The sequence below is a fragment of the Nonomuraea sp. NPDC005501 genome (assembly GCF_040605905.1).
GTDB lineage: Bacteria > Actinomycetota > Actinomycetes > Streptosporangiales > Streptosporangiaceae > Nonomuraea.
In genome coordinates this window covers 26527-51916 of the sequence record NZ_JBEXDT010000050.1, presented here as the reverse complement: position 1 = coordinate 51916, position 25390 = coordinate 26527, and the positions used below count along the sequence as shown (strand labels likewise).

Annotated in this window: 30 protein-coding genes; 17 read left to right on the top strand and 13 right to left on the bottom strand. The window is 72.4% G+C overall.

All coding sequences use genetic code 11. The annotated features are described in order from the left end of the window. Nucleotides 1-73: 73 nt before the first annotated feature. Both ABZS51_RS23835 and ABZS51_RS23830 read right to left on the bottom strand, forming a co-directional pair. Entirely contained in the window at nt 74-1132 is a 1059-nt protein-coding gene (locus ABZS51_RS23835) for an ABC transporter substrate-binding protein (protein WP_355444838.1), read from the bottom strand. A gap of 17 nt (nt 1133-1149) precedes the next feature. Beyond that, nucleotides 1150-1380, bottom strand: a complete 231-nt coding sequence (locus ABZS51_RS23830; RefSeq protein WP_355444835.1) for a hypothetical protein — start codon at nt 1378-1380, stop codon at nt 1150-1152. A gap of 105 nt (nt 1381-1485) precedes the next feature. On the opposite strand from ABZS51_RS23830, the gene fdxA reads away from it, so the two are divergent. From fdxA to ABZS51_RS23815, 3 genes are all read left to right on the top strand, one after another. Next, nucleotides 1486-1812: a ferredoxin gene (fdxA, locus tag ABZS51_RS23825; RefSeq protein WP_310713081.1), complete on the top strand. Its 327-nt coding sequence runs from the start codon at nt 1486-1488 to the stop codon at nt 1810-1812. A 110-nt stretch (nt 1813-1922) separates the two neighbouring features. Continuing rightward, entirely contained in the window at nt 1923-2993 is a 1071-nt protein-coding gene (gene dapC, locus ABZS51_RS23820; protein ID WP_355444832.1) for a succinyldiaminopimelate transaminase, read from the top strand. A gap of 119 nt (nt 2994-3112) precedes the next feature. Further along, entirely contained in the window at nt 3113-3763 is a 651-nt protein-coding gene (locus ABZS51_RS23815) for a DUF4178 domain-containing protein (RefSeq protein WP_355444829.1), read from the top strand. 15 nt (nt 3764-3778) lie between these two features. On the opposite strand, the gene ABZS51_RS23810 is transcribed toward ABZS51_RS23815, so the two are convergent. Next, a complete protein-coding gene (locus ABZS51_RS23810) occupies nt 3779-4600 on the bottom strand; it encodes a hypothetical protein (protein ID WP_355444826.1) in 822 nt (273 codons plus the stop codon). A 37-nt stretch (nt 4601-4637) separates the two neighbouring features. Here ABZS51_RS23810 and ABZS51_RS23805 point away from each other — a divergent pair, with 37 nt between their 5' ends. The 4 genes from ABZS51_RS23805 to ABZS51_RS23790 all read left to right on the top strand — a co-directional run bounded on the left by ABZS51_RS23805 (nt 4638) and on the right by ABZS51_RS23790 (nt 8208). Continuing rightward, a complete protein-coding gene (locus ABZS51_RS23805; RefSeq protein ID WP_310712889.1) occupies nt 4638-5471 on the top strand; it encodes a 2,3,4,5-tetrahydropyridine-2,6-dicarboxylate N-succinyltransferase in 834 nt (277 codons plus the stop codon). Next, on the top strand, nt 5471-6526 hold the full coding sequence (gene dapE / locus ABZS51_RS23800; RefSeq protein ID WP_310713082.1) for a succinyl-diaminopimelate desuccinylase: 1056 nt from the start codon (nt 5471-5473) through the stop codon (nt 6524-6526). The genes ABZS51_RS23805 and dapE overlap by 1 nt, the downstream gene beginning before the upstream one ends. Before the next feature lie 288 nt (nt 6527-6814). Next, complete coding sequence (locus ABZS51_RS23795) at nt 6815-7612, top strand: TIGR00730 family Rossman fold protein (RefSeq protein ID WP_355444823.1); 798 nt, start codon at nt 6815-6817, stop codon at nt 7610-7612. A gap of 11 nt (nt 7613-7623) precedes the next feature. Continuing rightward, complete coding sequence (locus tag ABZS51_RS23790) at nt 7624-8208, top strand: TIGR00730 family Rossman fold protein (protein ID WP_355444820.1); 585 nt, start codon at nt 7624-7626, stop codon at nt 8206-8208. A gap of 142 nt (nt 8209-8350) precedes the next feature. Here the strand turns inward: ABZS51_RS23790 and ABZS51_RS23785 are convergent, their stop codons facing one another. Then, nucleotides 8351-8632 carry a hypothetical protein gene (locus ABZS51_RS23785; protein WP_355444817.1) on the bottom strand — a complete coding sequence of 94 codons (282 nt, stop codon included), beginning with the start codon at nt 8630-8632 and terminating at the stop codon, nt 8351-8353. A 28-nt stretch (nt 8633-8660) separates the two neighbouring features. Between ABZS51_RS23785 and ABZS51_RS23780 the strand changes: the two genes are divergently transcribed. Both ABZS51_RS23780 and ABZS51_RS23775 read left to right on the top strand, forming a co-directional pair. Further along, complete coding sequence (locus ABZS51_RS23780) at nt 8661-9461, top strand: hypothetical protein (protein WP_355444814.1); 801 nt, start codon at nt 8661-8663, stop codon at nt 9459-9461. Further along, entirely contained in the window at nt 9458-10033 is a 576-nt protein-coding gene (locus ABZS51_RS23775; protein WP_355444811.1) for a DNA-3-methyladenine glycosylase I, read from the top strand. Before ABZS51_RS23780 ends, ABZS51_RS23775 begins: the two co-directional genes overlap by 4 nt. On the opposite strand, the gene ABZS51_RS23770 is transcribed toward ABZS51_RS23775, so the two are convergent. After that, nucleotides 10020-10796, bottom strand: coding sequence for an enoyl-CoA hydratase-related protein (locus tag ABZS51_RS23770; protein ID WP_355444808.1), 777 nt, complete (start codon nt 10794-10796; stop codon nt 10020-10022). The two genes, ABZS51_RS23775 and ABZS51_RS23770, sit on opposite strands and share 14 nt — an antisense overlap. Continuing rightward, the gene (locus ABZS51_RS23765; protein WP_355444805.1) at nt 10793-11569 is read right to left on the bottom strand and encodes a PaaX family transcriptional regulator C-terminal domain-containing protein; all 777 of its coding nucleotides are present in this window, start codon (nt 11567-11569) and stop codon (nt 10793-10795) included. The genes ABZS51_RS23770 and ABZS51_RS23765 overlap by 4 nt, the downstream gene beginning before the upstream one ends. Before the next feature lie 181 nt (nt 11570-11750). Here ABZS51_RS23765 and ABZS51_RS23760 point away from each other — a divergent pair, with 181 nt between their 5' ends. Then, nucleotides 11751-11918: a DUF3117 domain-containing protein gene (locus tag ABZS51_RS23760; RefSeq protein ID WP_020545024.1), complete on the top strand. Its 168-nt coding sequence runs from the start codon at nt 11751-11753 to the stop codon at nt 11916-11918. A gap of 79 nt (nt 11919-11997) precedes the next feature. Next, on the top strand, nt 11998-13407 hold the full coding sequence (locus ABZS51_RS23755) for a leucyl aminopeptidase (protein WP_355444802.1): 1410 nt from the start codon (nt 11998-12000) through the stop codon (nt 13405-13407). 54 nt (nt 13408-13461) lie between these two features. On the opposite strand, the gene ABZS51_RS23750 is transcribed toward ABZS51_RS23755, so the two are convergent. After that, nucleotides 13462-14100: an O-methyltransferase gene (locus ABZS51_RS23750; protein ID WP_355444799.1), complete on the bottom strand. Its 639-nt coding sequence runs from the start codon at nt 14098-14100 to the stop codon at nt 13462-13464. Nucleotides 14101-14261: 161 nt separating this feature from the next. Here ABZS51_RS23750 and sigE point away from each other — a divergent pair, with 161 nt between their 5' ends. The 4 genes from sigE (at nt 14262) to ABZS51_RS23730 (ending at nt 18200) form a co-directional block, all read left to right on the top strand. Next, complete coding sequence (sigE, locus tag ABZS51_RS23745; protein WP_310712919.1) at nt 14262-14918, top strand: RNA polymerase sigma factor SigE; 657 nt, start codon at nt 14262-14264, stop codon at nt 14916-14918. A 22-nt stretch (nt 14919-14940) separates the two neighbouring features. Then, the gene (locus tag ABZS51_RS23740) at nt 14941-15447 is read left to right on the top strand and encodes a zf-HC2 domain-containing protein (protein ID WP_355444796.1); all 507 of its coding nucleotides are present in this window, start codon (nt 14941-14943) and stop codon (nt 15445-15447) included. A gap of 380 nt (nt 15448-15827) precedes the next feature. Continuing rightward, complete coding sequence (locus ABZS51_RS23735) at nt 15828-17687, top strand: trypsin-like peptidase domain-containing protein (RefSeq protein WP_355444793.1); 1860 nt, start codon at nt 15828-15830, stop codon at nt 17685-17687. Between the two features lie 153 nt (nt 17688-17840). Continuing rightward, the gene (locus ABZS51_RS23730) at nt 17841-18200 is read left to right on the top strand and encodes a sec-independent translocase (protein WP_355444790.1); all 360 of its coding nucleotides are present in this window, start codon (nt 17841-17843) and stop codon (nt 18198-18200) included. Between the two features lie 144 nt (nt 18201-18344). Here the strand turns inward: ABZS51_RS23730 and ABZS51_RS23725 are convergent, their stop codons facing one another. Further along, nucleotides 18345-19484 carry an Mrp/NBP35 family ATP-binding protein gene (locus ABZS51_RS23725; protein ID WP_310712926.1) on the bottom strand — a complete coding sequence of 380 codons (1140 nt, stop codon included), beginning with the start codon at nt 19482-19484 and terminating at the stop codon, nt 18345-18347. A 170-nt stretch (nt 19485-19654) separates the two neighbouring features. Here ABZS51_RS23725 and ABZS51_RS23720 point away from each other — a divergent pair, with 170 nt between their 5' ends. Beyond that, nucleotides 19655-20119 (top strand): MarR family transcriptional regulator, encoded by a 465-nt coding sequence (locus ABZS51_RS23720; protein WP_355444787.1) that lies wholly within the window; start codon nt 19655-19657, stop codon nt 20117-20119. Here ABZS51_RS23720 and ABZS51_RS23715 read toward each other — a convergent pair. Beyond that, nucleotides 20103-20570 carry a DUF1003 domain-containing protein gene (locus ABZS51_RS23715; protein WP_310712930.1) on the bottom strand — a complete coding sequence of 156 codons (468 nt, stop codon included), beginning with the start codon at nt 20568-20570 and terminating at the stop codon, nt 20103-20105. The two genes, ABZS51_RS23720 and ABZS51_RS23715, sit on opposite strands and share 17 nt — an antisense overlap. A 43-nt stretch (nt 20571-20613) precedes the next feature. After that, nucleotides 20614-21819, bottom strand: coding sequence for a CBS domain-containing protein (locus ABZS51_RS23710; RefSeq protein ID WP_355444783.1), 1206 nt, complete (start codon nt 21817-21819; stop codon nt 20614-20616). A gap of 96 nt (nt 21820-21915) precedes the next feature. On the opposite strand from ABZS51_RS23710, the gene ABZS51_RS23705 reads away from it, so the two are divergent. After that, nucleotides 21916-22896 (top strand): EamA family transporter, encoded by a 981-nt coding sequence (locus ABZS51_RS23705; protein ID WP_355444780.1) that lies wholly within the window; start codon nt 21916-21918, stop codon nt 22894-22896. Nucleotides 22897-22975: 79 nt separating this feature from the next. Here ABZS51_RS23705 and ABZS51_RS23700 read toward each other — a convergent pair whose 3' ends face one another. The 3 genes from ABZS51_RS23700 to ABZS51_RS23690 form a co-directional block, all read right to left on the bottom strand. Continuing rightward, complete coding sequence (locus tag ABZS51_RS23700) at nt 22976-23347, bottom strand: hypothetical protein (protein WP_355444777.1); 372 nt, start codon at nt 23345-23347, stop codon at nt 22976-22978. 126 nt (nt 23348-23473) lie between these two features. Beyond that, nucleotides 23474-24673: a cytochrome P450 gene (locus ABZS51_RS23695; protein ID WP_355444774.1), complete on the bottom strand. Its 1200-nt coding sequence runs from the start codon at nt 24671-24673 to the stop codon at nt 23474-23476. A gap of 117 nt (nt 24674-24790) precedes the next feature. Next, nucleotides 24791-25360, bottom strand: coding sequence for a biotin transporter BioY (locus ABZS51_RS23690; RefSeq protein ID WP_355444771.1), 570 nt, complete (start codon nt 25358-25360; stop codon nt 24791-24793). Between the last annotated feature and the right edge of the window lie 30 nt (nt 25361-25390).

Below are 25390 nucleotides of genomic sequence, written 5' to 3'. Positions count from 1 at the left end.
GGGCCCCCGTGGCCGTGCTGTCCGTTCACTTTAGAGGCTGAGCGTCGCTATGACATACCGAGTCACATCGGTCTCACCGGACGCTCTTTGTCCATTCTCTCTTTAGATAGGACTTTCCCGCGTCGGTTTGCGGGATCGTGAGCAGGACCGGCGGTCCGGGCGGGACGGGCAGCTTGGCGGCCTGCTCGGTGTCGAGCTTGCCGCGCATGAGCATGGCCTCCGCGCGCGCCGGCCGGGCGTACCCGCGCTGCAGCAGATTCTGGCCCTCGTCGGAGAAGAGGAACTCCTCCCACAGCCGGGCCGCGGCCGGGTGCGGCGCGGTCTTGGAGATGGCCTGCACGTGGTACGAGCCGAGCGGGGCGTCCTTCGGGATCGTGACCCTCCATCCGTCGGGGTTCTGCGCGGCGCGGCGGGCGTTGACGTGGTCCCAGCTCACGATCACGTTCGCCTTGGCTGGCTCGGTGAGCCGCCCGGCGTGCCCGAGCCTGCCGAACAGCTCCACCCCGCGCCGCGGGTGGGGCGTGCCGCGCTCCAGCGAGGCCGCCATGACGCCGTCGAAGGCCGCCTCCGCGCGCAGCGGGTCGCCGTCGAGCGCGACCGTGTAGCCGGGCTTGGTGAGGTCGGCGAACGAGGTGGGCGCGGGGACGCGCGGGTCGTAGCCGATCGACATGTACGAGCCGTAGGCGGCGTACCAGGCGCCGGTCGGGTCCTTGACGTCGTCCGGCAGGTCCTGCCAGCCCGCCACCTTGTACGGCGAGAAGTGGCCGGCGTGGGCCACCGCCACGTCCAGCGTGAGGTCGTACACGTCGGGCTTGGGCTGCACCGCCGCCTGGAGCTGGCGGGCGCTGCTGGCGTTCGGCTCCAGCTCGTTCACCTTGACGCCGTACTTGTCGGTGAAGGCGGCGAGGATACCCCCGTAGTTCACCCAGTCGTGGGGGAGCCCGATCACGGTGAGCGACCCCTCCTGGCGGGCCGCCGCCACGAGCCGGTCCATGTCGCCGAAGCCCTCCTTGAGGGAGAGGGCCCGCGCGTTCACCGGCGGGAGCGGCTTGGACGGCGTGCTGGTGGTGGACGCGCCGCACCCGGCGCTGACGAGGATGGCTGCCGCGGCGGCACACATACGTACGGTCACACGGCGAATACTCGCCGCTACGGACGCCCAGGTCGAGGAGGCGCGGCCGGTACGATCCTGGCCGCCACCAGACTCTCCTCGGAGATCTCCACGAGCGTGCCGTCCCTTTTACGCACCCGCAACACGCCGTGCTCCCACGATTCCAGGACGCCGACCGCGTCGCTGAACCCGCCGGAAACCCGCCTGCGCGTGGTGATCCGGGCGCCCACGTCGGCACTTGTGACGCTGATCACCAGACGAGCGGCCATGAGTTTGCCACCCTCCGTTTCGGCCAGCCGACAAGCACGGCAATACTAGGGCCTAGCAAACCGCGGTCAGATTCAGCCATGGTGGCGGAGAAGAAGGAGCTCGAGGTGACCTACGTCATCGCGCAGCCTTGCGTGGACGTCCTGGACAAGGCGTGCATCGAGGAGTGCCCCGTCGACTGCATCTACGAGGGCGAGCGCATGTTGTACATCCACCCGGACGAGTGCGTGGACTGCGGAGCGTGCGAGCCGGTGTGCCCCGTCGAGGCCATCTTCTATGAGGACGACCTTCCTGAGCAGTGGAAGGACTTCTACAAGGCCAATGTCGACTTCTTCGAGGACCTGGGCTCGCCCGGCGGCGCCTCGAAGGTCGGCAAGATCGAGAAGGACCACCCGGTCGTCGCGGCGCTGCCGCCTCAGGGTGAGGGCGACTAGCCGCCCGCACGCTGTGGGCGGTCGCCCGGCCGGCCCGGCGCCACGGTGTGCGCCGGTGCCGTGACGTGCGCCGTCGCGGTACGGCCCGCACCACCGAGACCTGGAGTTCCGTGAACACCCTGCCCGACTTTCCCTGGGACAAGCTGGAGCCCTACAAGGAGCGCGCCCGCGCCCATCCCGACGGGGTCGTCGACCTGTCGATCGGCACCCCGGTCGACCCGGTGCCCCCGGCGGTGCGGGAGGCGCTGACCGCGGCCTCCGACAGCCCCGGCTATCCGATGACGCACGGCACCCGGAGGCTGCGCGAGGCGGCGGCGGGCTGGCTGCGGCGCAGGCACGAGGTCACGGTGGACCAGCGCGACGTGCTGCCGCTGATCGGGTCCAAGGAGTTCGTCGCCTGGCTGCCGACCTACCTCGGCGCCAAGCGGGTGGTGCTGCCCGAGCTGGCCTATCCCACGTACGACGTGGGCGCGCGGCTGGCGGGCGCCTCGACGCTGGCCTCGGACGGCCTGCTGGCCCTCGGCCCCGAGCGCCCCGACCTGGTGTGGATCAACTCGCCGGGCAACCCCACGGGCCGCGTGCTCCCGGCCGAGCACCTGCGCAAGGTGGTGGCCTGGGCCCGCGAGCGCGGCACGGTCGTGGCCTCCGACGAGTGCTACATCGAGCTGGGCTGGGAGGAGCGACCGGTCTCCATCCTGCACCCCGACGTCTGCGGCGGCTCCCACGAGGGGCTGCTCGCCGTCCACTCGCTCTCCAAGCGGTCCAATCTGGCCGGCTACCGAGCGGGTTTCGTCACGGGCGACCCGGCGCTGGTGAAGCGCCTGCTGGAGGTCCGCAAGCACGCGGGCATGATCATGCCGGCCCCGGTGCAGGCGGCGATGGCCGCCGCGCTGGCCGACGACGGGCACGCCGACGAGCAGCGGGAGCTCTACGCGGCCCGCCGCGCGCGGCTGCGCCCGGCGCTGGAGGCGGCCGGCTGGCGCATCGACCATTCGACAGCGGGTCTCTACTTCTGGGCGTCCAACGGAGAAAAATCGTGGGATCAGGTCGGCAAGCTCGCTGATATCGGTATTTTGGTCGCGCCAGGGGAATTCTACGGAGCGGCGGGCGGGCAGCACGTGCGCATCGCGGTGACCGCCACCGACGAGCGCGTCGATGCGGCGGTACGCCGCCTCCAGTAGGATCCCGGCACAGCCCGCCCCGCCGGCGGGCGCGTACATGTCAATAAGGGCGTTACTCAGGGCGTTGACAAAGGCGCTCGCCGAGACAGACCGCGAGTGGAGCGAGCTGAGCTATGGGCATGACCGCCATGGTCGTACTCGGACTGAGCATCGCCACCGTCCTCCTGCTGCTGGTGGTTTTCCTGGCCGTCCTGCGCCAGGGCAGGAAGGGCAGGACGGCCGAGCCGCCGGTCGAGGTCGCTCCTCTCGAGACCCCGTTGCCGGCGCCGGTGGGCGTGGTGCTGTATGCCGGGTCCGACTACGCCGACCCCCGCACGATCAAGGTCGGCGACGGGATCGAGGTCCACGGCTCGCCCGCGCGCGTGCTGGGCGCCGTGTTCGTCTCCTGGCAGGGGCACGAGTGGACGGAGTTCCTCCTGCGCGACGTCGCCCGCCGCCGGCAGTGGCTGTCGGTCGAGATGCGCCAGGGCGACCCGCCGCACCTGGAGGTGTTCATGTGGACCGAGGTGCCCACGCAGGGCATGGTCCCGGCCAAGAGCATGCTCATCATGGAGGGCGTCGAGTTCTTCCCCATCGAGCGCGGCACGGCGGCCTTCCGGTGCGAGGGCGACACCGGCCTGCCGGAGCGCGGCCTGCTCGACTTCGCCGACTACCGGGCCTCCGACGGCAGGCTGCTGTCCTTCGAACGGATCCAGGGCGGCTCGTGGACCGCCAGCTACGCCAGCCCGCTGGCCCCCGGCTCCATCGCCATCGTCAGCCGCGCGACCTGACCCGGGCGCGTCCGGCTACGACAGCTCCACCTGGGCGTCGCCGGCCTTGCCGCCGGCCTTCCAGCCCTCCACGTTCGCGTCGTTCCTCCACACCGCGCCGCTGAACCCCACCCGGCTCAGTCCGTACTTCTGCGCGTACGCCACCGACCAGGCCGCGATCAGCCATCCGCGGCGCGTGCTCGTGACGGCCGGGTCGCCGATGGCCCGCGCGAGCTGGCGGCGCGCCTCGGTGGCCTTGGGCTTCGGCGGCGCCGTCTCCCCCTTGGCCGGCGGGTACCAGCAGTGGAGGGCGCGCGGCACCCGGCCGGTGAACGTGGCGGCGAGGATCTTGGCGTCCTCCTCGTGCGGGGCGTAGGCGTAGCCGCCCGCCGAGCGCTGCACCTCCTGGGCGGCCTCGGCCAGCGGGATCTTCCGGTAGTTCTTGACCTTCACCAGTGCCGCGAAGAACTTGTTGGTCGCGTAGACCGGGTCCATGAGCTGCTTCTTCTTGCCCCAGCCCTGCGACTCGCGCTGCTGGAACACCCCGACCGAGTCGCGGTCGCCGCCGGGCAGGTTGTAGAGCTTGGACTCCTGGAGCGCCGTGGCGTAAGCGATCACCACGGCCCGCTCGGGCAGCCTGCGGCGCGCCGCGACGGCGGCGATGGTGGCCGCGATCTGCGCCTGCTCGATGTCGAGGTCGAGGGCGCCCTCCGGGGTGCGCACGCTGCAGTAGGCCTCCGGAGGGGCGAGCGGCTGCGCCTTGCTGAGCAGCTTGAACAGGCCCACGGAGATCGCCACCGCGAGCACGACGACGATGGCCGCGATCGTGATGACACCGCGGGAGAAGCGCACGCGCACTCTGGAAAACCTACCCGGCCGGATAAGCTCCGTGGCCATGAGTGACCAGAGCACGTCGTCACCGATCCCACCGGCGGTCGACGCCCTGTGGGAGCTGCGCGCGGAGCTGTCGCCCCAGGACACCGAGGCGCGCGCCGTGGTGGTGGGCGCGATCGACCTGCTCGACACCGGCAAGGCGCGGGTGGCCGAGGTGTCGGATGGCGAGGTGGTGGTGGACGAGCGGGCCAGGCGGGCGATCCTGCTCGCCTTCAAGGTGCTCGGCATGGCCCGGTCGCAGGTGGGCGACTTCCAGCACATCGACCGGGTGCCGCTCAAGACCACGTTCGACGGGGTGCGCGTGGTGCCCGGCGCGATCGCCCGCTGGGGCTCGTACGCCGCGCCCGGTGTGGTGCTGATGCCGTCGTTCGTCAACATCGGCGCCCACGTCGGGTCCGGCACGATGGTCGACACGTGGGCCACGGTCGGATCGTGCGCCCAGATCGGCGCCAACGTGCACCTGTCGGGCGGCGTGGGCATCGGCGGCGTGCTGGAGCCGCCCGGGGCGCTGCCGGTGGTCGTGGAGGACGACGCGCTGGTCGGCAGCCGCGCCATGCTCGTCGAGGGCGCCCGGGTGGGACGTGGCGCGGTGGTCGGGGCGGGCACGATCCTGTCGGCGTCGATCCCCGTGATAGACGTGGAGACGGGCGAGGAGCTGGCCCGTGGCCGGGTGCCCGACTGGTGCGTGGCCGTCGGCGGCACCCGTCAGAAGGAGTTCCCCGGCGGCACGTTCGGCCTGCCGTGCGTGCTGGTGATCAAGCGGCTGGAGCCGGGGCAGCGGCACGACAAGGCGGCGCTCAACGAGGCGCTGCGCGAGCACGGGGTGAACACGTGATGCTGGACCTGACCCAGGACGTCCGCGACCTGACCGCGGCGATCGTCGACATCGAGTCGGTGAGCGGCGACGAGCGCGAGCTGGCCGACGCGGTGGAGGGGGCGCTCGGCGCGCTGCCGCACCTGAAGGTCGACCGGTCCGGCGAGACGGTCGTCGCCCGCACCACGCTCGGGCGGGGCGAGCGCGTGCTGATCGCCGGGCATCTCGACACCGTCCCGGTCCACGCCAACCTGCCGAGCCGCGTCGAGGGCGACCTCCTCCACGGCTGCGGCACCTCCGACATGAAGGCGGGCGTCGCCGTCGCGCTCAAGCTCGCCGCGGCGCTCCCCGCGCCCAACCGCGACGTCACGTACGTCTTCTACGACTGCGAGGAGGTCGAGGCCGAGCGCAACGGGCTCAACCGGGTCGCCCGCGACCACGCCGACTGGCTCGCCGCCGACTTCGCCGTGCTGATGGAGCCGACGGACGGGGTGATCGAGGGCGGCTGCCAGGGCACGCTGCGGGCCGAGGTGCTGGTCACGGGCAAGCGTTCGCACAGCGCCCGGTCGTGGTTCGGGGTCAACGCCATCCACGGCATCGAGCCGGTCCTGGCCCGGCTGAACGCCTACCAGGCGCGCCGGCCGGTCGTCGACGGGCTGGAGTACCACGAGGGGCTGAACGCCGTCGGGGTGCGCGGCGGGGTCGCGGGCAACGTCATCCCGGACACGTGCGTGGTCACGGTCAACTACCGCTTCGCGCCCGACCTCACCGAGGACCAGGCGCGGGCGCACGTGCGCGAGGTGTTCGACGGGTTCGAGGTGAGCTTCACCGACGGGGCCCCGGCCGCCCGGCCGGGCCTGACGCACCCGGTGGCGGCGGCCTTCGCCGCGGCCGTGGGCGGCGAGCCGCGGGCCAAGCTCGGCTGGACGGACGTGGCGAGGTTCTCGGCGCTGGGCATCCCGGCCGTCAACTACGGCCCCGGCGACCCGAACCTGGCGCACCAGCAGGGGGAGTACGTCTCCCGGCAGAAGATCGTGGAGAGCGAGCGGGCGATGCTCGACTGGCTCTCGGCCTGACACGGGACCCCGGAACATGAAAGTGGCTTTCCTCGCCGGCCATTTGGCGGGGAAAGCCACTTTCAGTCCCGAGCAGCACCCTCGGCAGTTAGACGCAGGCGAGTCGAAATCCGGTTCCCCTCTTTTTTCATGATTTTTTGCCACCCCCCACACGGGCGTTGACCTGCTATTTTGCTCGGACGGCCCAGTCGGTGGGCCGTCCACGGCCCGGTCCGCGGGGAGGTGCGCCGGCGCCGGAGGGAACGGCCCCTGGTTCAGGGGCACAGAAGGAGGGCTAGCGTGATCCGCATGGATACGACACGTCGCGAGCGCCGTCAGGGCCAGGCCGTGGTCCGTGGCAGCCTCGTCCCCGAATCCACGCACGACCAGCGCCTGCTCGACCGGCAGGGCCCCGCCGACTGGGTCCACATGGACCCGTGGCGGGTGCTGCGGATCCAGGCGGAGTTCGTGGAGGGCTTCGGCCAGCTCGCCGAGCTGCCGCGGGCCGTCACGGTCTTCGGCTCCGCCCGCACCCCCGCCGACTCCGCCGAGTACGCCATGGGCCGCGCGCTCGGCCGGGCCATCGCCGAGGCCGGCTACGCCGTCATCACCGGCGGCGGACCGGGTGTGATGGAGTCGGCCAACCGCGGCGCCTCCGAGGTCGACGGCGCCGTCTCGGTGGGACTCGGCATCGAGCTGCCGTTCGAGCAGCGCATGAACGAGTACGTGGACCTGGGCATCGAGTTCCGTTACTTCTTCGTCCGCAAGACCATGTTCGTGAAGTACTCGTGCGGCTTCATCGCCCTCCCCGGCGGCTTCGGCACGCTGGACGAGCTGTTCGAGGCTCTCACGCTGGTGCAGACGCACAAGGTCACCTCGTTCCCGGTCGTGCTCATGGGCTCGGAGTTCTGGGGCGGCCTGATCGACTGGATCAAGAGCACGCTGCTGGGCACCGGCAAGATCGCCGAGCAGGACCTCGACCTGATCACCGTCACCGACGACGTGGACGAGGCCGTGCGCATCGTCGTCGAGTCCGACCAGGCGCGCTCCGGGCTGCGCCAGGAGGAGATCGAGGCGGCCGCAGGCCACACCGCCGAACCCCAATAAGCTGACATGCCGTGAATGTCTGCGTGTTCTGTGCGTCCAGTCAGAAGATCGACCCCAAGTACGTGGAGCTGGCGACGCATGCCGGCACCGAGCTGGCCAGACGTGGCCACACACTGGTCAGCGGCGGTGCCACCGTCTCCTGCATGGGCGCCGTCACCGCCGCCGCCCGGGCGGCGGGCGGGCGCACGATCGGCGTCATCCCTCAGGCGCTGGTGGACATCGAGATCGCCGACCGCGACTCCGACGAGCTGATCGTCACCCCCGGCATGCGCGAGCGCAAGGGCGTCATGGACGAGCGGTCCGACGCCTTCCTCGTGCTGCCGGGCGGCATCGGCACCCTGGAGGAGCTGTTCGAGATCTGGACGGCCCGCGTCCTGGGCATCCATGACAGGCCCCTGGTCATCCTCGACCCGTGGGGTCTGTACGCGTCGCTGCGCGCGCTCGTGGAGCACATGTACGACGAGGGGTTCACCCGGGCGAACGTCTTCGACGCGATCTCGTGGACGACGTCGGTGGAGGAGGCGCTCGACCACATCGAGAGCCGCGCCCAGCCGGTGCGCCCCACGGCGGAGGAGCTGGGCGAGGCCACGGGCTGAAACCAGGGCCCGCAGATCACGGAGCCTCGGGCCCCGGCGTTCAGGCCCCGGATGTTCGGGGCCCGGGTGTTCGGGGCCCAGGTGTTCGGGGCCCGTGCTTTCAGTCCGGTGCTTTCAGTCCGGTGCTTTCAGTCCGGCGTTTTCAGGCCAGGGCGCGGCGGGCCAGGGCCGGGGGGCGCCGGCCGGCCAGCGACTCCGTCATCTCCAGCGCCAGGCGTACCTGGTCGGTGTGCTCGGTGACGAACACCCGCGCGCCGTGCCAGCAGTAGACGGCCGCCGCGGCCAGTGCGGCATCGAGCTCCGGTGGCAGGGTGACCAGCACGGTCGCGCCCGCCCGCGCCAGCGCCGCGGCCTCGGCGGGCGAGCCCGCGGGGGTCCAGTCGGGGTCCGGAGACGCACCGGGTGCGACAACTGCGGGACTCATGCCTCGATGGTATGAGTACGATGCCCATGTGCTGGTCATCCTCGCCATCGCGGCGCTCGCCATCCTGGCCTGCGTGGTGCTGGTCTCCCTTGGCAGGGGCGGTGAGCTGACCGAGTTCCCGCCGGACGTGCCGCCCCTCGACCTGCCCGAGGCCACGCGGCTCACGGCTGTCGACTTCATGGCGCTTCAGCTTCCGGTCAACATCGTCGGCTATCACACACAGAGCGTCGACGAGACGTTGCGCAGAGCCGCCAGCGCGATCAGCGCCCGCGACACGCGCATCGCCGTGCTGGAGCAGCGAGTCTCGGAGCTGATGTCGAGCCGCCTGTACGCGCGCCAGGAGCTGTACGCCTCGCCCGGCGGCGCGCCACGGACCGACCACGAGCCCGACGGCCCCGCCGAGCTGCCCAGCCTGCCCGAGGACGGCGACCCGATCGCCGCCCAGGCCGACCCGATCGCAGCTCAGCCGGAGCCGATCGCGGTCCCGGCCGCCGAGGTGGCGCCCGCGGAAGAGCCGGGCACGCCTGCCGCGGACGGCGTTCCGGCGGATGCGAACGGCGTTCCTCCCGAGCCAGAGCCCCAGCCCGGCGAGAAGGCCGCGCACACCGGCGACGGGACCGCGGACACGCGCGACGAGACAGCGGCCCCCCATGAGGAGCCCGCGGACACGAGCGAGAAGCCCGCGGACACGCGCGAGGAGCCCGCGCACACGCGCGAGGACACTTCGGGCCCGCGCGACGAGACGGCGGACACGCACGAGGAGGCCGCCCGCACGCGGGTGGAGCCGGTGCGGGCGGTGGCGGGCAAGGAGGGGGACGAGCGCGCGTGACCGAGCTGATCCGCTGTACCTGGCCGGGCCTGGCCGACCCCCTCTACACGGCCTACCACGACGAGGAGTGGGGCCGTCCCGTCCACGGTGACGACAAGGTGTTCGAGCGGGTGGCGCTGGAGGCGTTCCAGTCCGGGCTGTCGTGGCTGACGATCCTGCGCAAGCGGGAGAACTTCCGCGCCGCCTTCGACGGCTTCGCCATCCCGAAGGTCGCCGCGTACACCGAGAAGGACGTCGAGAGGCTGCTCGGCGACGCCGGGATCGTCCGCAACCGCGCCAAGGTCGAGGCCGTGATCAACAACGCCCGCGTCGCGCTCGACCTGCCCGGCGGGCTGTCGGAGCTGGTGTGGCGGCACGCCGACCCGGGCGCCCCGACGCCGAGGACGATGGCCGACGTGCCCGCCGTCACGCCGGGCTCCAAGGCGCTGGCCAAGGAGCTGAAGCGGCACGGGTTCAGATTCGTCGGCCCGACCACCGCCTACGCGCTCATGCAGGCGATCGGCCTGGTCAACGACCACATCGAGGGCTGCCTGGCGCGCACCCCGGCGACGGGCGTGCTCAGCGGCCGGTGAACGACGGGCGCTCCTTGGCCAGGAAGGCCCGGGTGGCGTCACGGTGGTCGCGGGTGGCGGCGCACTCGTCCTGCAGGACCGCCTCCAGCTCCAGCGCCTCCGGCAGCGTGTGCGTGGCGGCGTAGGCCAGCGCCCGCTTGGTGGCCGCGTATGCGCGCGTGGGCCCCTGCGCGAGCCGTACCGCCAGCTCCCCGGCGGCCTTGAGCACGTCGTCCGGCGGCACCACCCGGGTGACGAGCCCCAGCTCCAGTGCCCGCGCGGCGTCGACCGGCTCGCCGAGCAGCATCAGCTCGGCGGCGCGCCCCGCGCCGACGAGGCGTTGCAGCGTCCAGGACGCCCCCGAGTCGGGCGCGAGCCCGATGCCGGAGAACGCGAGCGCGAACTTGGCCCGCTCCGAGGCGATCCGCAGGTCGCAGGCGAAGGCGAGCGAGGCGCCCGCCCCCGCGGCGACGCCGTTGACGGCGGCCACCACCGGCTTGGCCATGGTGGTGATGAGCTCCACCAGCGGGTTGTAGTGCTCGCGCACGGTGCCGGCCAGCCCGCGCCCGGCCTCCAGATTGTCGGCGTGCTCGCGCAGGTCCTGGCCGGCGCAGAAGGCCCGGCCGGAGCCGGTCAGCAGCACCGCCCGCACCTGCTCGTCGCCGGCCGCCCGGCGCAGCGCCTCCAGCAGGGCCGACTTCACCTCGGCCGTCAGCGAGTTCATCGCCTCGGGCCGGTCGAGCGTGACGGTGGCGACGGAGTCGGTCAGGTCATAGCGGATCACGGCAGCTCCCTGTCGACGAACGCGGCGGCTGAGGGCAGCAGGCGGGACGCCTCCTGCTCGAAGTACGCTCTGGCCTGCTCACCGGGCCAGCCGGCCGGCAGCAGCTCGGGCGGCAGGCCGGGGTCGCGGAAGAGGAAGTTGCGCCACCCGTGCACGAGCCTGCTCCTCGTCGCGAACACCTGGTCGTCCGGCGCCCCGCCCGGCAGCGCCCCGACCAGCGTGGCAGCCTCCGTCAGCCATCGCTCGTACGCCTCGCCGACGGCGTCCAGATCCCAGATCCGGGCCACCAGCTCGCGGGGGTCGCCCTCCAGCGCCGCGTCGAACCTGTCGGCACGCAGCCCCTCACTGGCGAGCAGGTGGTCCACCTCCCGGGAGGAGCGCGGCCCGGCCCAGGTGGTCTCCGACAAGGGCGCGTACCCGAGAAACGCGAGAACGGCCCTGACCCGTTCCCTGCGCGGCCGATCCCTCATCGGCTCCAGAACGATCAGGTGCCACCGTCCGTGCCAGGCCGGTGTTCCCGCTCGGTAAATTCTCGACGCTGCGTCGTCCAGTCTTCTGACGCACTTCGGCGTGAGCCCGTAGCCGGCCCCCTGGGGCAATCTGACGGGCTCCAGCCAGCCCTGCCTGACCATACGGGAAACGGCGGTCCGCACGGCGGGAGCGGCGATCTCCAGGGGTTTCATGAGGCGTACGAGAGCCGCCACGGAGGCCTGTCCGCCGCGCGGGCGCAGGTGGTCTCCATAGAGGTCGAACAGGGCGGCGCGTGCGTGCACGCTGTCCAGTTTGGACGTCTTCTCCACCCCCGACAACGCATTCTGGGAGGAGATCGTTACCCATGAGCGCTCTCGATGCGGGAGAATAGGACATCACAGAAGACGTGAATGCGCCGCCCTCCCTAGCGGGCGGACTGAAAACCGCGGGCTGCGGGAGCCCAAGGCAGGAAGGGATGCACGCATGGCGGCGATGAAGCCGCGGACCGGCGATGGTCCGCTCGAGGTCACCAAGGAAGGGCGCGGCATTGTCATGCGGGTCCCTCTGGAGGGTGGTGGCCGGCTCGTCGTGGAGATTTCCGCAGACGAGGCCAAGGCGCTCGGCGAGGCGCTGAAGAACGTCGTCGGCTGAGAGCTCCCGAGTAAGACCTGGTCCGACGGCCCTGGCGTATCCGCGCGCCAGGGTCGCTGACGTTTGAGGAGAATGTTCCGTGCCCATTGAGACCACTGCATCGGTGGTCGCCGGCGTCCCGGACGACGCCGAGCTGCTGGCCGTCCCCTACACGCCCGAGCTGGTTCCCGCCGTCGAGCTCGACCTGCCGGTGCCCCTGCCCGGCCTGCTGGCCCACTACGAGGCCAAGGGCGAGGCCGGCGAGATCGTCGAGGTCCCCGTGGCACGGGAGGGCGGCGTCGGGCGCGTCCTGCTGTACGGCGTCGGCGACGGCTCGCCGAAGGCGCTGCGCAAGGCGGCGGCGGGGCTGACCCGCAGGGTCAAGGGCCGCGAGGAGCTGACCGTGGTGGCGCCGGAGGGTGACGTCGCCGCGTTCGCCGAGGCCGCGCTGCTGGCCGCCTACTCCTTCCGCATCGGCCGGCCGGGCAAGCCGCCCGTGCGCTCGCTGCGGTTCGCGTTCGCCGACGAGCAGGCCGTACGGCGGGGCGAGACCGTCGCGCAGGCCGTGGCGCTGGCCCGTGACCTGGCCAACACGCCCGCGTCGGTCAAGACGCCCGCCTGGCTGGCCGAGCGCGCCGCCGAGCAGGGCGTGCCCGTGCGGGTGTGGGACGAGGAGCAGCTCCAGGCCGGCGGGTTCGGCGGCATCCTCGCCGTCGGCCGCGGCTCGGCCAACCCCCCTCGGCTCATCCAGCTCTCCTACGTTCCCGAGGGCACTCCCGAGCGGCACGTCGTGCTGGTGGGCAAGGGCATCACGTTCGACTCGGGCGGCCTGTCGCTCAAGCCGACCGAGAACATGAAGACCCAGAAGACCGACATGGCGGGCGGCGCCGTGGTGATCGCCGTCATCGGCGCGCTGGCGCGGCTGGGCGTCCCGGTCCGGGTCACCGGCCTGGTCGCCTCCGCCGAGAACATGCCGTCCGGCACCGCCCAGCGGCCCAGCGACGTCATCACCCACTACGGCGGCCGCACGGTCGAGGTGCTCAACACCGACGCCGAGGGACGGCTGGTGCTGGCCGACGCGCTGGCCTACGCCGACGCCGAGCTCGACCCCGACGCGGTCGTCGACATCGCCACGCTGACGGGCGCCATCACCGTCGCGCTCGGCCGCAACGTCGGGTCCGTCTACTCCACCGACGACGACCTCGCCCGCGCGCTCCTGGCCGCCGGCCGCGACAGCGACGACCGGCTGTGGCGGATGCCGCTGATCGACGAGTACGCGCCGGCCCTGGAGTCGCCGATCGCCGACCTGGCCAACGTGGAGAGCGGCAGCACCTACGGCGCCGGGTCCATCACGGCCGCGCTGTTCCTCAGGGAGTTCGCGGGCAAGAGGCCGTGGGCGCACCTCGACATCGCCGGAGTGGGCCGCAGCACGGTCGACGACGGGATCCTGACCAAGGGGGCCACGGGCTTCGGGGTGCGGGTCCTGCTGGAGTGGCTGACCCGCGCGTAGCCGCGCGGGGGCCGCGCCCGCGCGGGCCGAAGGGGCGGCGGGCGCGGGACGGCGCTAGTCGGCGATCTTGACGGCGGCGAGCAGGCCGTCGCCCAGCGGCATCAGCAGCGACCGGAGACGATCGTCGCCCTGCACCAGCTTCCCCAGCTCCCGCAGGGCGACCGTGTCGGGGTCGCGCTGGGTGGGGTCGGCCACGCGGTTGTGCCACAGCGCGTTGTCGAAGGCCACGATGCCGCCCACGCGCAGCAGCCGGACCGCCTCGGCCAGGTAGTCGGCGTACTCCTGCTTGGCCCCGTCGGCGAAGACCATGTCGTAGCCGCCGTCCGACAGCCGGGGCAGCACGTCGAGCGCCCGGCCGGTGATCAGCCGCACCCGCCCGCCGGCGAAGCCCGCCTCGGCGAACGCCTGCCGCGCCAGCCGCTGGTGCTCGGGCTCCACGTCCACGCTGGTCAGCGTGCCGTCGGGGCGCATGCCGCGCAGCAGCCAGAGCCCCGAGACGCCGCAGCCGGTGCCGATCTCGACGACCGACTTGGCGTTGAGCGCCGTGGCGAGGAAGCAGAGCGCCGCCCCGCCCCCGGGAAGGATGGGCACCGCGCCCATCTCCAGGCCGCGCTGCCGCGCCGCGCGCAGGATCTCATCCTCGTGATGGAACTGCTCCGCATAGGCCAGAGTGGCCTCCACCTGACTGGTCATCGGCCTCCTCCCCCCACTTTCGTGCGATTGGTCACCGATCGCAGCCTAGGGGAGTAGCGCCAGGACGGGAACTCAGGAGCACCCTGAGGCGTTGCAGGTTTAAACGGGCTTTGCCGGTCCGGAAGGCAGGCAGTGCGCATGAGGGGACGAAAGCAGGCACTATGGCGGTAGCTGTGGTCCCAAAGAGAGGAGATCTGGTGGACGAACGCGACCACCAGGCCGATGCCTCCGTGTCTGATTGGACGCCTCCCACCTGGGAGGAAGTGGTGCGGACGCACTCCGCGCGCGTTTATCGGCTGGCGTACCGCCTGACCGGCAACGTCCATGACGCCGAGGACCTCACCCAGGAGGTCTTCGTACGGGTCTTCAGGTCGCTGTCGAGCTACACGCCCGGGACGTTCGAGGGCTGGCTGCACCGGATCACGACCAATCTGTTCCTCGACATGGCGCGGCGCAAGCAGCGCATCCGGTTCGAGGGACTGGCCGACGACGCCGCCGAGAGGCTGCGCGGCCGGGAGCCGTCACCGGCGCAGGCGTTCGACGACGCCCATCTCGAACCCGACATCCAGGCCGCGCTCGACGCGCTCGCCCCCGAGTTCCGCGCGGCGATCGTGCTGTGTGACATCGAGGGCCTGTCGTACGAGGAGATCGCGGCCACGCTCGGGGTCAAGCTGGGCACGGTCCGGAGCCGTATCCACCGTGGCCGGGCGCAGTTGCGCGAGGCGCTCGAACACCGGGCCCCGCGACACTCACAACTTCCCCCGCCTGTAGTCCCCCCGCCAGCATTCCCGTCGGGGCCCCGTGGGGAGGAAGTCTGATATGTCGCATCTTGGAGAACGCGTGTCCGCACTCGTGGACGGCGAGCTCAACCACGCCGAGCGCGATCGCGCGCTGGCTCATCTGACGTTCTGCGCCGACTGCAGGCGGGAGGTCGAGTCGATGCGGGCGCTGAAGTCGCGCCTGCGCTCGCTCGACGAGCTCGCCATGCCGGCCGACCTGACGATGTCGCTGCTGCGGATGGCCGAGCCGGGCGGCCCGCTGCCGCCCCGCGAGCGGCCCTTCCCCGCGCGGACCTTCGGAGGTGTCCCGCTGCCGGGCCCTCATTCCATCGCGCCCCTGGACAACCGCCCCCGCAGGGACGCGAACGGCGGCGTTTCCGGCCCCGGCCGCCGGGGTAGGCGGCGCGGCACGTACGTGGCGGTCGGCGTGGTCTCCGCGGCCGTCGCCCTCGGCACCTTCTTCGCCGTGTCCGGCGCCGGGCAGACCAGCACGCCGCCGCCGGTCGAGCTGTTCCGGCAGAACACCCCCGCCTCAACCCAGGCCACCCCGCCCACCGCCACGCCCTGACCAGGACACGGCGGGCTGGGATACTCGGTGGCGTAGTCCACGGCGTCGGGGGCATACGATCGGAGTTCGGGGTTTTGGAGAGGAACCGCCGGTAGAAGCGTGGTTCCTGACCATTGCTTTACGACTCTCGTATGCCGATCGCACCAGGATTGCGGTGTCGAGCAAGGAGTGGTGAGACGTAGATGACCGACGAGACGCGCCCGGGCGAAGGACGCATGCCGTCGGACTTCCCTGTGACTCAGGGGCGCCCGGAATTCCTGCCCGCGGACGGCCAGGCCGACCGGCCTGGCGGCGGGCCGGGAGCGCCCTCGTCCGGCTCACCCGGCTCCTGGGAACCACCGAGCTCCGAATCACCGGGCGCCGCCTGGGGTTCACCCGCCTTGTCCGAATCGCAGGACGCCTATGGCCGGCCGGAAGGCCCTCAGGAGCCGTACGGCTCGCAGGGGGCCTGGCGGGCCGCCTCCGGGCAGCCGGGTGACGTGCCCGTCTTCGGCGCCCCTCAGGGCCCCTACGGGGGCCCTTCGCCCTCGTTCGGCTCTTCGGGCGACCGTGGTGACCGTGGTGGCGAGGCGGGGGACGGGGCGCCGTTCCAGGCCGCCTCGGGAGACGCCCGTGACGCCTCCGACGTCGGTCCGGGTGACGACGCCCAGCGTGGCCGCTCGCCGTACGAGCCGAGCCGTGAGGCCGGGCAGGAGCCCGGGCCGGAAGGGCGGGAACGCGGGCAGGAGAGCGGTCAGGAAGGCGGTGCCCCCGGCGAGCCTCCCTTCGGACGTCCCGACGCGGGCGACCGGCCCTTCGGCCGGCCCGACGGTCCCGACACGCCGTTCGGCCGCCCTGACAGCGGAGACCCGTCGTTCGGACGCGCCGACGACTCGCCGTTCGGCCGTCCCGACGGCGGTGACCCGCCCCACGGGCGGGGCGACGCGGGCGAGGCGTCGTTCGGCGCCGAGGGCGGGTCGTCCACCCGCGCCTACGAGAGCCCGTTCTTCGGCCCCTCGGCCGGCCCTGCGCCCTACGGCGGCGACACGCCCCCGCCGCCCCCGCGTCACGCGCTCGGGATGGGTCCCGGCTGGGCTCCGCCGCCTCCCGGAGGCGGCGTCGCGGCGGCCCCCCGGCGTGGCCCCGGCATCGGCGTGCTCGTGGCGCTGGCCGTGGTCATCGCCCTGGTCGCCTCCGCGCTCGGCAGCATCGGCACCTACCTGCTGACCCGTTCCAACGGCACCGACCCGACCTACAGCCTCGGCCCCGCCCCGACCGGCGCCACCAATCGGGCGCCCGACTCGGTGGCCGGCGTGGCGGCGCGGGTGCTGCCCAGCGTCGTGTCGCTGGAGGTCGGCAACGGCAGCAACACCGAGGGCGCCACGGGCTCCGGGTTCCTGATCAAGAACGGCTACGTGGTGACCAACAACCACGTGGTCGCCATGGCCGCCAAGGGCGGCGAAATCAAGATCATGTTCTACAACCGCAAGACCACGACCGGCCGCATCGTCGGCCGGGACCCGGGCTCCGACCTGGCCGTGGTCAAGCCCGAGGACACCTTCGGCACGCCCGAGATCAACCTGGGCAACTCCGACCAGGTCGTGGTCGGCGACCCGGTGATCGCGGTCGGCTCGCCGCTGGGCCTGTCCGGCACGGTCACCACGGGCATCGTCAGCTCCCTGAACCGGCCGGTCATCGCCGGCGACGAGAGCGGCGGCTCCGAGGAGCCCGCCTACATCAGCGCCATCCAGACCGACGCCGCCATCAACCCCGGCAACTCCGGCGGTCCTCTGGTCAACGGCAAGGGCGAGGTCGTGGGCGTCAACTCCGCGATCGCCACGCTGAGCCGCTCGCTCACCAACCAGAGCGGCAGCATCGGCCTCGGCTTCGCCATCCCGGTCAACCAGGCGCGGCGCGTGGCCGAGGAGCTGGTGACGAGCGGCAAGGCCAAGCGCCCCAAGATCGGCATCGTGCTCGACCCCGACTACAAGGGCCAGGGCGTCCGCATCGCCTCCGAGCCCGCCGAGGGCCGCCAGCCGGTCGACCCCGGCGGTCCCGCCGCCAAGGCCGGGCTGAAGGCGGGCGACGTCATCCTGGAGCTCGACGGGCTGCGCCTGCAGGACGGCAACGAGCTCATCGCGCTCGTCCGCAGCAAGTCGCCGGGCTCGCACATCACGGTCAAGTACCAGCGCGCCGGGCAGGAGCGTACGGCCACCCTCACGGTCACGGCCGACGCCGAGCCCGCCCCGACGCCGTCCTGAGCCGTACCGAGGCCGTACCCGGGGCCGGTGACCGTACCCGGGGCACGCCCTCGGGTACGGCCGGGGCTGGAGGTCGATCCGAGCGCGGGAGCCTTTAGGCTGGGACACGCCGGGGTTGTCCTCGGAGTAGTTGGACTGCGCTAGGAGCTCACGGTGTTCGGACTCGGGTGGCTTGAGGTCGGGGCGCTGATCGTCATCGCGCTCCTCGTCTTCGGGCCCGACAAGCTGCCCCAGGCGGCGGCGCAGGCGGGCAAGACGCTGCGCAACCTGCGCCGGATGGCCAACAACGCGCGCGACGACCTGAGAGCCGGCCTGCCGCCGGAGTTCTCCGACTTCGACCCGGCCGACCTCAACCCGCGCACCTTCGTTCGCAAGCACCTGCTGGACGACGTCGAGGACGCCTGGAACGCCAAGCCGGGCGAGCTGGAGACGGTCACGGCCGCGCCCGTGCCGGAGCCGGTGGACGAGCTGGGCTACGGCCAGATCCCGCCGTACGACTCCGAGGCGACCTGACGCCGCTCGTCGGAACCCGCCGAAAACCGCGACAACAGACGCCGCTGGTCGGAGCCCGCCGAAACCCGCGACAACAACCCGCGACAGCCTGCGGAGACGCGGCGGGCCCGCTCGGTGTGAGCGGGCCCGGAGCGCGAGCGGGTGCTAGCCGCGGTTGGGGGACAGGCCGAGCTGGAGGCCCTTGAGGCTGGAGGACCGCTTGCTCAGCGTGCCCGCGATCGAGCGGAGCTCGGCCGCCGCCGGCGAGTCGGGGTCGGTCAGGACCAGCGGCTTGCCCTCGTCGCCGCCCTCGCGCAGCCGCAGGTCGATCGGCACCTGGCCGAGCAGCGGCACGCGGGCGCCGAGCGTGCGGGTCAGCGCGTCGGCGACCGTCTGGCCGCCTCCCTCGCCGAAGACCGCGATGCGCTCGTCGCAGTGCGGGCAGGGCAGCCACGCCATGTTCTCGATGACGCCGGCGATCTGCTGGTGGGTCTGGGCCGCGATCGACCCGGCCCGCTCGGCCACCTCGGCGGCGGCCATCTGCGGCGTCGTCACCACGAGGATCTCGGCGGACGGCAGGCGCTGGGCGACCGAGATGGCGATGTCCCCGGTGCCCGGAGGCAGGTCGAGGAGCAGGACGTCGAGGTCGCCCCAGTAGACGTCGGCGAGGAACTGGTGCAGCGCCCGGTCGAGCATCGGGCCGCGCCACACCACCGGGGTGTTGCCCTCCGGCTTGAACATGCCCACCGAGATGACCTTGATGTCATGCGCCATCGGCGGCATGATCATGTCTTCGACCTTGGTCGGCCGCTCGGAGGCGCCCAGCATGCGAGGGATGCTGTGGCCGTAGATGTCGGCGTCCACGATGCCGACCTTGAGGCCGCTCGCCGCCATGGAGGCGGCCAGGTTGACCGTGACCGACGACTTGCCGACGCCGCCCTTGCCGCTGGCCACCGCGAAGACCCGGGTCAGCGACCCCGGCTGGTTGAAGGGGATCTCCTTCTCGGGGCCGCGGTCGCCGCGCAGCTTGGTCTGGAGCTCCTTGCGCTGCTCCGTGCTCATGACGTCCAGTTCGATCTCGACGCCCGTGACACCGTCGAGCCGGGAGACCGCAGTGGTGACGTCACGGCGGATGGTGTCCTTCAGCGGACAGCCCGCGACCGTGAGATAGACGCCGACGCGAACCACGCCGCCGGGCGCGAAGTCGACGCTCTTGACCATTCCGAGATCAGTGATCGGACGACGGATCTCGGGGTCGATGACGGTGGCGAGGGCGGCCGTCACCTGTTCCTGGGTTGGTGCCATCGAAGTCTCGGCACGAAGGGAGTGCCGTCCCTCCTTAGTGGTCTCTGTATGTCAGGCGCTGCACGCCGGTGAGGATGCCCCTCCATGGTATGAACCAGGGGCACGGCACGGTTAATCCGTGCCGCGTCGATGGCTGTATAGGTGTGCGTGCAACAAACTAAGGTTACTCCGTGACTCTTCTGCGCGACGAGGGCCTCACCGTCGAGGAGCTGGCCGTCTGGCGGATGCTGCAGCGGGCGCAGGTGCGGATCACGCGCCATCTGGAGGCCGAACTGCTGGACGCACACGACCTGCCGCTCGCGTCGTACGACGTGCTGTCGCAGCTCGCCGAGGCGTCCGGGCGGCGGCTGCGGATGAACGACCTGGCCGGCAGGGTGCTGCTGTCCCGCAGCGGCCTGACCCGGCTCATCGACCGGTTGCAGCGCGACGGGCTGGTGAGCCGGGAGGCGTGCGAGAGCGACGCCAGGGGGCTGTTCGCGGTGCTGACGGACGCGGGAGCGGCTCGGCTGGCCGAGGCCACGCCCACCTACCTGCGCGGTGTCCGCGCGCAGTTCCTCGATGTCCTGGGCCCCGGCGAGGTCACCCGGGTGCGGGAGCTCGCGGCGCGGCTGGCCGAGGTCACGGGCGCTCCCTGAGCTCCTCCAGCAGATGCTGCAGCTCCGAGCGCAGGTAGTCGCGGGTGGCGACCTCGCTCAGCGCCATCCGCAGCGCGGCGATCTCCCGGGTCAGGTACTCGATCTCCGCCTGGTTGCGCTCGGCGGCCTCGCGGTCCTGCTCGTACTGGACCCGGTCGCGGTCGGCCTGCCGGTTCTGGGCGAGCAGGATGAGGGGCGCCGCGTACGAGGCCTGGAGCGACAGCATGAGCGTGAGGAAGATGAACGGGTACGGGTCGAAGGCCAGGTCGGCCGGGGCGACGGCGTTCCAGATGACCCAGACCGCCACGAACACCGTCATGTAGACGATGAACCGTGCGGTGCCGAGGAAGCGGGCGATCCGCTCCGACAGGCGGCCGAACGCCTCCGGGTCGTAGTGCGGGCGCAGCGTGCGGCGCAGGTCGCGCGGCTGGTCCAGCCGCTCGGCCGTCACGACGGCTCCCCGGCGCCGGAGAGCCGGGCGGGCCGGCGGGCGCTCATGGGTGCGCGCCTTCGCGCCAGTCGGCCGGGAGCATGTGGTCGAGCACGTCGTCCACGGTGACCGCGCCCACCAGCCGCCCCAGCTCGTCCACCACGGGCGCCGCCACCAGGTTGTAGCTGGCGAGGTAGCAGGCCACCTCGGGCAGTGTGAAACCCGGCCGGATGGGGTCGATCGACGGGTCGAGCACCGAGCCCAGCAGCGTGGAGGGCGGGTCGCGCAGCAGCCGCTGGAAGTGGCTGACGCCCAGGTACGCCCCCGTGGGCGTCTCGTTCGGCGGCCGCGTCACGTACACCTGGGCCGCGACGGACGGCGCGAGGTCCTTCTGCCGGATGTGCGCGAGCGCCTCGGCGACCGTGGCGGTCGGCGGCAGGATCACCGGCTCGCTGGTCATCATGCCGCCGGCCGTGTCCTGCGGGTAGGTGAGCAGCCGCCGCACCGGCGCCGCCTCGCCCGGCTCCATCAGCGCCAGCAGATGGGCGGCCTGGTCGGCGGGCAGGTCGTTGAGCAGGTCGGCGGCGTCGTCGGGGTCCATCTCCTCCAGGACGTCCGCGGCCCGCGCGGGTTCGAGGGTGCTGAGGATGCCGATCTGGTCGCGGGGAGGCAGCTCCTCCAGCACGTCGGCGAGCCGGTCGTCGTCGAGCGCGCGGGCGATCTCGATCCGCCGCTTGCCGGGCAGCTCGTGCAGGGCGCTGGCCATGTCGGCGGCCCGCATCGACTCGAACGCGGCGATCAGCCCGGCGGCGCCCTGGTCCTTCTGGAGCTGGTCGAACCCGGACACCTCGCCCCAGGCCATGATCCGGGGGTCGCGCCGCCGCCTGCCCCGGTACACGGCGACCTTGGTGATCTCCCAGGCCGACGGCCTGGTCTCCTCCATGGCGACGTCGAAGACCGTCATCTGCTCGCCTTCGGCGCTGACCGTGCGGTCGAGCATCTCGCCGATGACGAGGGTCTCGGTCGCGCGCTTCTCGAAGCGGCGCAGGTTGAGCCGGCCCGTGAAGACGACCGCGCCGGCCTCGATCCCCCGTACGCGGGTGATGGGCAGGAAGACGCGGCGGCGCGGCTGCACCTCGACCACCATGCCGTGGACGGCGGGCGGCAGGGTCCCGCGCAGGCCCACCACGACGTCCCTGATCCGGCCGATCTGGTCGCCGGCCGGGTCGAAGACCGAGGTCCCGGCCAGGCGGGCCACGAAGATCTTCATACCGAGCAGGCTAACAGCCGGGCGACATTGCGCCCCGGACGCCCGGCATGTCAGTATCAAAAGATAAGAACGGTAATTACGGCGAATGGTGTGGGAATGAGATACACGGGACTCGCGATGGCGCTCGTCTCGGCGTGGTGCTTCGCGTTCTCCGGACCCATGGCCAAGTACCTGAACGCGGCCGGGCTGGCGCCCATGGAGGCGGTCTGGGTGCGGATGGCCGGCGCGGGGCTGCTGATGGTCGCCGTGCTGGCCGTGCTCAAGCCGTCCGCCCTGCGGATCCCGCGCTCGCGGCTGCCGTTCTTCGGGGTGTACGCCGTCGTGGCCGTCGCCGGGGTGCAGTCGCTGTACTTCGCCGCGCTCACCCGGCTGCCCGTGGGGATCGCGCTGCTGCTGGAGTACATGGCGCCGGTCATGGTCGTGGTCTGGGTGCGCTTCGTGCGCCGGATCCGGCTGCCGCGCTCCGCGTACCTGGGCGCGGTGACCGCCGTGGTGGGGCTCGGCATCGTGGTGGAGGTCTGGGACGGCCTGCGGCTGGACGCGCTGGGGCTGCTGCTGGCCCTGGTCGCCGGGGCGTGCTGCGCCGGATATTTCCTGATGAGCGATAGCTTCGGGGATGACGTGGATCCGCTGGGGCTCATCGCCTGGGGCATGCTGGGCGCCGCCGTGGTGCTCGTGCCGTTCGCCCGGCCGTGGAGCATCCCCTGGGAGGCGTTCACCCGCTCGGTCGCTCCCGAGGGAGGCGGCCTCACCCTGCCGGCGTTCGGGGCGTACCTGTGGATGGTGCTGGTGGCGACCGTCGCGGCGTACATCCTGGGCGTCAACGCGGTGCGTCGCCTGTCGGCGGCCGTCGGCGCGACGGTGGCGTCGTTGGAGGTCATCGGCGGCGCGGTGGTGGCCTGGGCGCTGGTGGGCGAGGCGCTCGGGGCGTTCCAGATCATCGGCGGGCTGCTGGTGCTGTCCGGGGCGCTGCTCGCCCAGACGGCGGCCTCCCGGGGCGGGGCGCCGGCGACCGGGTCCGCGGCCCCGGCGTCGTCCGCCGAGGCCGGCCTGGCCCTGGACCGCGCACAGACCTGACCGGCCACGACATGCTGGACGTCGCCCTGCGCCGGCGTCACGTCTCGGCGAACCGCGGAGGGACGACCCGGAGGGCGGGTCAGGACTCCAGGGGTGTGAGGCGGAGGACCGTGGATTCCCGGGCCCAGCGGTCCGCCAGGTGGGCGCCGTCGCGCGCGTTGAGCCGCTCCTTGGCCAGCGCCGCGACCGCCTCCGGCTCCGCCCGCTGGTCGACGACCTGGACCGCCGCGTCGAACTCCACCAGCCGCGCCCCGTTGTCCTTGCTGCGCAGGGTGACCCGGACCCGGTCGAGGCCGGCGAGTCCCGGAAGGTCCTGCTCGCCGCCGCCGGTCACGAGGTGGATGGCGCCGTCGTGCCAGGCGTGCCAGGCCAGGCGGGGGCGGTCGAGGCCGAGCCAGAGGACGCCGGACTTCTTCGCGCCCTCCTCGATGGCCGCGCGTGTGTCGCTCACGTCCCGACTGTAATCCAGCGCGGTGATCCGGTGGCAGGTCGCGTGGCGGTCCGCCTGCAGTCGCCGCTCGCATCCTTGCAGGTCAGAACCTCACAGAGTTTTCGCGCGGACGGCTGACCAGCGGCCTCACAGGGTCACGGGGAGCGACGTCAAACGCCACGTGCCAGGGTCGGGAGCGCGTCGCGCGCCCTCCGGGCCGGCCGCCAGGTCCGGGAGGCGGCGCAGCAGAGCCGACAGGGCCACGCCGGTCTCCACGCGGGCCAGGGAGGCGCCCAGGCAGAAGTGGGCCCCGTGGGCGAACCCCAGGTGGGTCGCCTCCCGGGCCCGGGTGACGTCCAGCCGGTCCGGGTCCTCGAACACGCGCGGGTCCCGGTTGGCGGCGGCGACCGAGGCCGTCACGGCGTCGCCCGCGCGGATGGCCGCCCCGTACAGCTCGACGTCCTCGCTCGCGTGGCGGGGGACCGTCAGCAGGATCGGGCCGCACCAGCGGGTCAGCTCCTCGACGGCGCGGGGCATGAGGCCGGGGTCCGCGCGCAGTGCCCGGAGCTGGGCGGGCTCGGACAGCAGGACGTGGACGGCGTTCGCGATGAGGTTCGCCGGGGTCTGCCCGGCGAGGACGAGGTGCCAGACCAGCGTGACCAGCTCGGTGTCGCTGAGCCGGTCGCCGTCCTCCGCCTGCGCGCGGATGAGATCCGCCAGGAGGTCGGACGGCGCGTCGCCGGTCGGCGGGGCGGCGCGCCGGCGGGCGACCGCCTCCCTGGCGCCCGCCATGATCCCGGGGATGGCCGCGGCGAACCCCGGGCCCGCCCCCGCGGCGACGAGCGTGCCGAACTCGCGCCAGCGCGGCCGGTCCTCCTCCGGCACGCCCACCAGCTCGCAGATGACCTCCATCGGGAGCGGGGTCGCGAAGTGCCGCAGCAGGTCCACGACGCCGTCGCCGGCGTGGCCGGGCAGCTCGTCCAGCAGACGCTCCACCACGCGCTCGATCGCGGGCCTGAGCGTCAAGGCCCGCCGCGCGGTGAACGCGGGCGCGACCAGCCGGCGCAGCCGCAGGTGTTCGGGTCCGTCCATCTCTGACATGGTCCGCATGTACGGCAGGCAGTCCTCGGGAACGTCCGGCCGCAGGAAGCTGCCCGAGGTGATCGCGAACCGGGCGTCCGCCAGCATCGCGCGGGCGCCCTCGTGCCGGGTCAGCGTCCACAGCGGCGGGAGGCCCGGCGTCAGGACCCGGGCGATCGGCGAGCGCTCCCTGGCCCGGCCGTACGCGGTGAACGGGTCACCGACCACCTCGGGATCGGTGAGGTCGAGCTCTGGGATGTCCGCCACGAAGCCTCCAGATGATGCGATCATATGGCGAGACAATCTAGATGATATGACCATCTGAAACAAGGCACGAGAAAGGCCGGGCTCCGAAGAGCCCGGCCCTCGCCGATCGCGGCCCGTCTAGCGGCGGGCGAGCTTCCAGGCCAGCGGCAGCAGGCCGGCCGCCACGATGATCTTGGCGGCGTCGCCCACGAGGAACTTGCCGGCGCCCTCCACCAGCGCCGTCCCCAGGTCCAGGCCGGTCACCGCCACGAGCACCGGCAGGCCGAACGCGTAGATGATGACGTTGCCCAGCGCCATCGTGCCGACCGTGCCGAGGACCGTGCGGTCGGCGCCGCGCTCGGCGAGCTTGCCGACGACGGCCGCCGCGGCGATGAAGCCCAGCACATAGCCGAACGTCGCCCCGCCGAAGCCCGAGCTGTGACCCGCGAACCAGGGCACGCCCGCGATGCCGGCGACGAGGTAGAGGGCCATGCCGGCGGCGGCCCGGTTCATGCCGAGGGCCGCGCCCACCAGCAGGACGGCGAAGGTCTGGGCCGTCACGGGCACGGGCCAGAGAGGGACCGTGAGCTGGGCGGCCAGACCGGTCAGGCCCGCTCCTCCGACCACGAGGGCGACGTCGCGGACACGGCTGCCCGGCAGCAGGTCGGACAGGACGGCGGGGCGGATCGACACGGGGGCGGATGCCATCAGGGCTACACTCCTTCGCTTGGTCTTGCC

What these genes read in the sequence shown, in the direction of transcription:
- ABZS51_RS23830 (WP_355444835.1), bottom strand. Translation starts at nt 1,380, where the DNA reads ATGGCCGCTCGTCTGGTGATCAGCGTCACAAGTGCCGACGTGGGCGCC.
- ABZS51_RS23815 (WP_355444829.1), top strand. Translation starts at nt 3,113, where the DNA reads ATGACCGCCATGGTCGTACTCGGACTGAGCATCGCCACCGTCCTCCTG.
- ABZS51_RS23805 (WP_310712889.1), top strand. Translation starts at nt 4,638, where the DNA reads ATGAGTGACCAGAGCACGTCGTCACCGATCCCACCGGCGGTCGACGCC.
- dapE (WP_310713082.1), top strand. Translation starts at nt 5,471, where the DNA reads ATGCTGGACCTGACCCAGGACGTCCGCGACCTGACCGCGGCGATCGTC.
- ABZS51_RS23795 (WP_355444823.1), top strand. Translation starts at nt 6,815, where the DNA reads ATGGATACGACACGTCGCGAGCGCCGTCAGGGCCAGGCCGTGGTCCGT.
- ABZS51_RS23785 (WP_355444817.1), bottom strand. Translation starts at nt 8,632, where the DNA reads ATGAGTCCCGCAGTTGTCGCACCCGGTGCGTCTCCGGACCCCGACTGG.
- ABZS51_RS23760 (WP_020545024.1), top strand. Translation starts at nt 11,751, where the DNA reads ATGGCGGCGATGAAGCCGCGGACCGGCGATGGTCCGCTCGAGGTCACC.
- ABZS51_RS23750 (WP_355444799.1), bottom strand. Translation starts at nt 14,100, where the DNA reads ATGACCAGTCAGGTGGAGGCCACTCTGGCCTATGCGGAGCAGTTCCAT.
- sigE (WP_310712919.1), top strand. Translation starts at nt 14,262, where the DNA reads ATGGCGGTAGCTGTGGTCCCAAAGAGAGGAGATCTGGTGGACGAACGC.
- ABZS51_RS23725 (WP_310712926.1), bottom strand. Translation starts at nt 19,484, where the DNA reads ATGGCACCAACCCAGGAACAGGTGACGGCCGCCCTCGCCACCGTCATC.
- ABZS51_RS23710 (WP_355444783.1), bottom strand. Translation starts at nt 21,819, where the DNA reads ATGAAGATCTTCGTGGCCCGCCTGGCCGGGACCTCGGTCTTCGACCCG.
- ABZS51_RS23705 (WP_355444780.1), top strand. Translation starts at nt 21,916, where the DNA reads ATGAGATACACGGGACTCGCGATGGCGCTCGTCTCGGCGTGGTGCTTC.
- ABZS51_RS23690 (WP_355444771.1), bottom strand. Translation starts at nt 25,360, where the DNA reads ATGGCATCCGCCCCCGTGTCGATCCGCCCCGCCGTCCTGTCCGACCTG.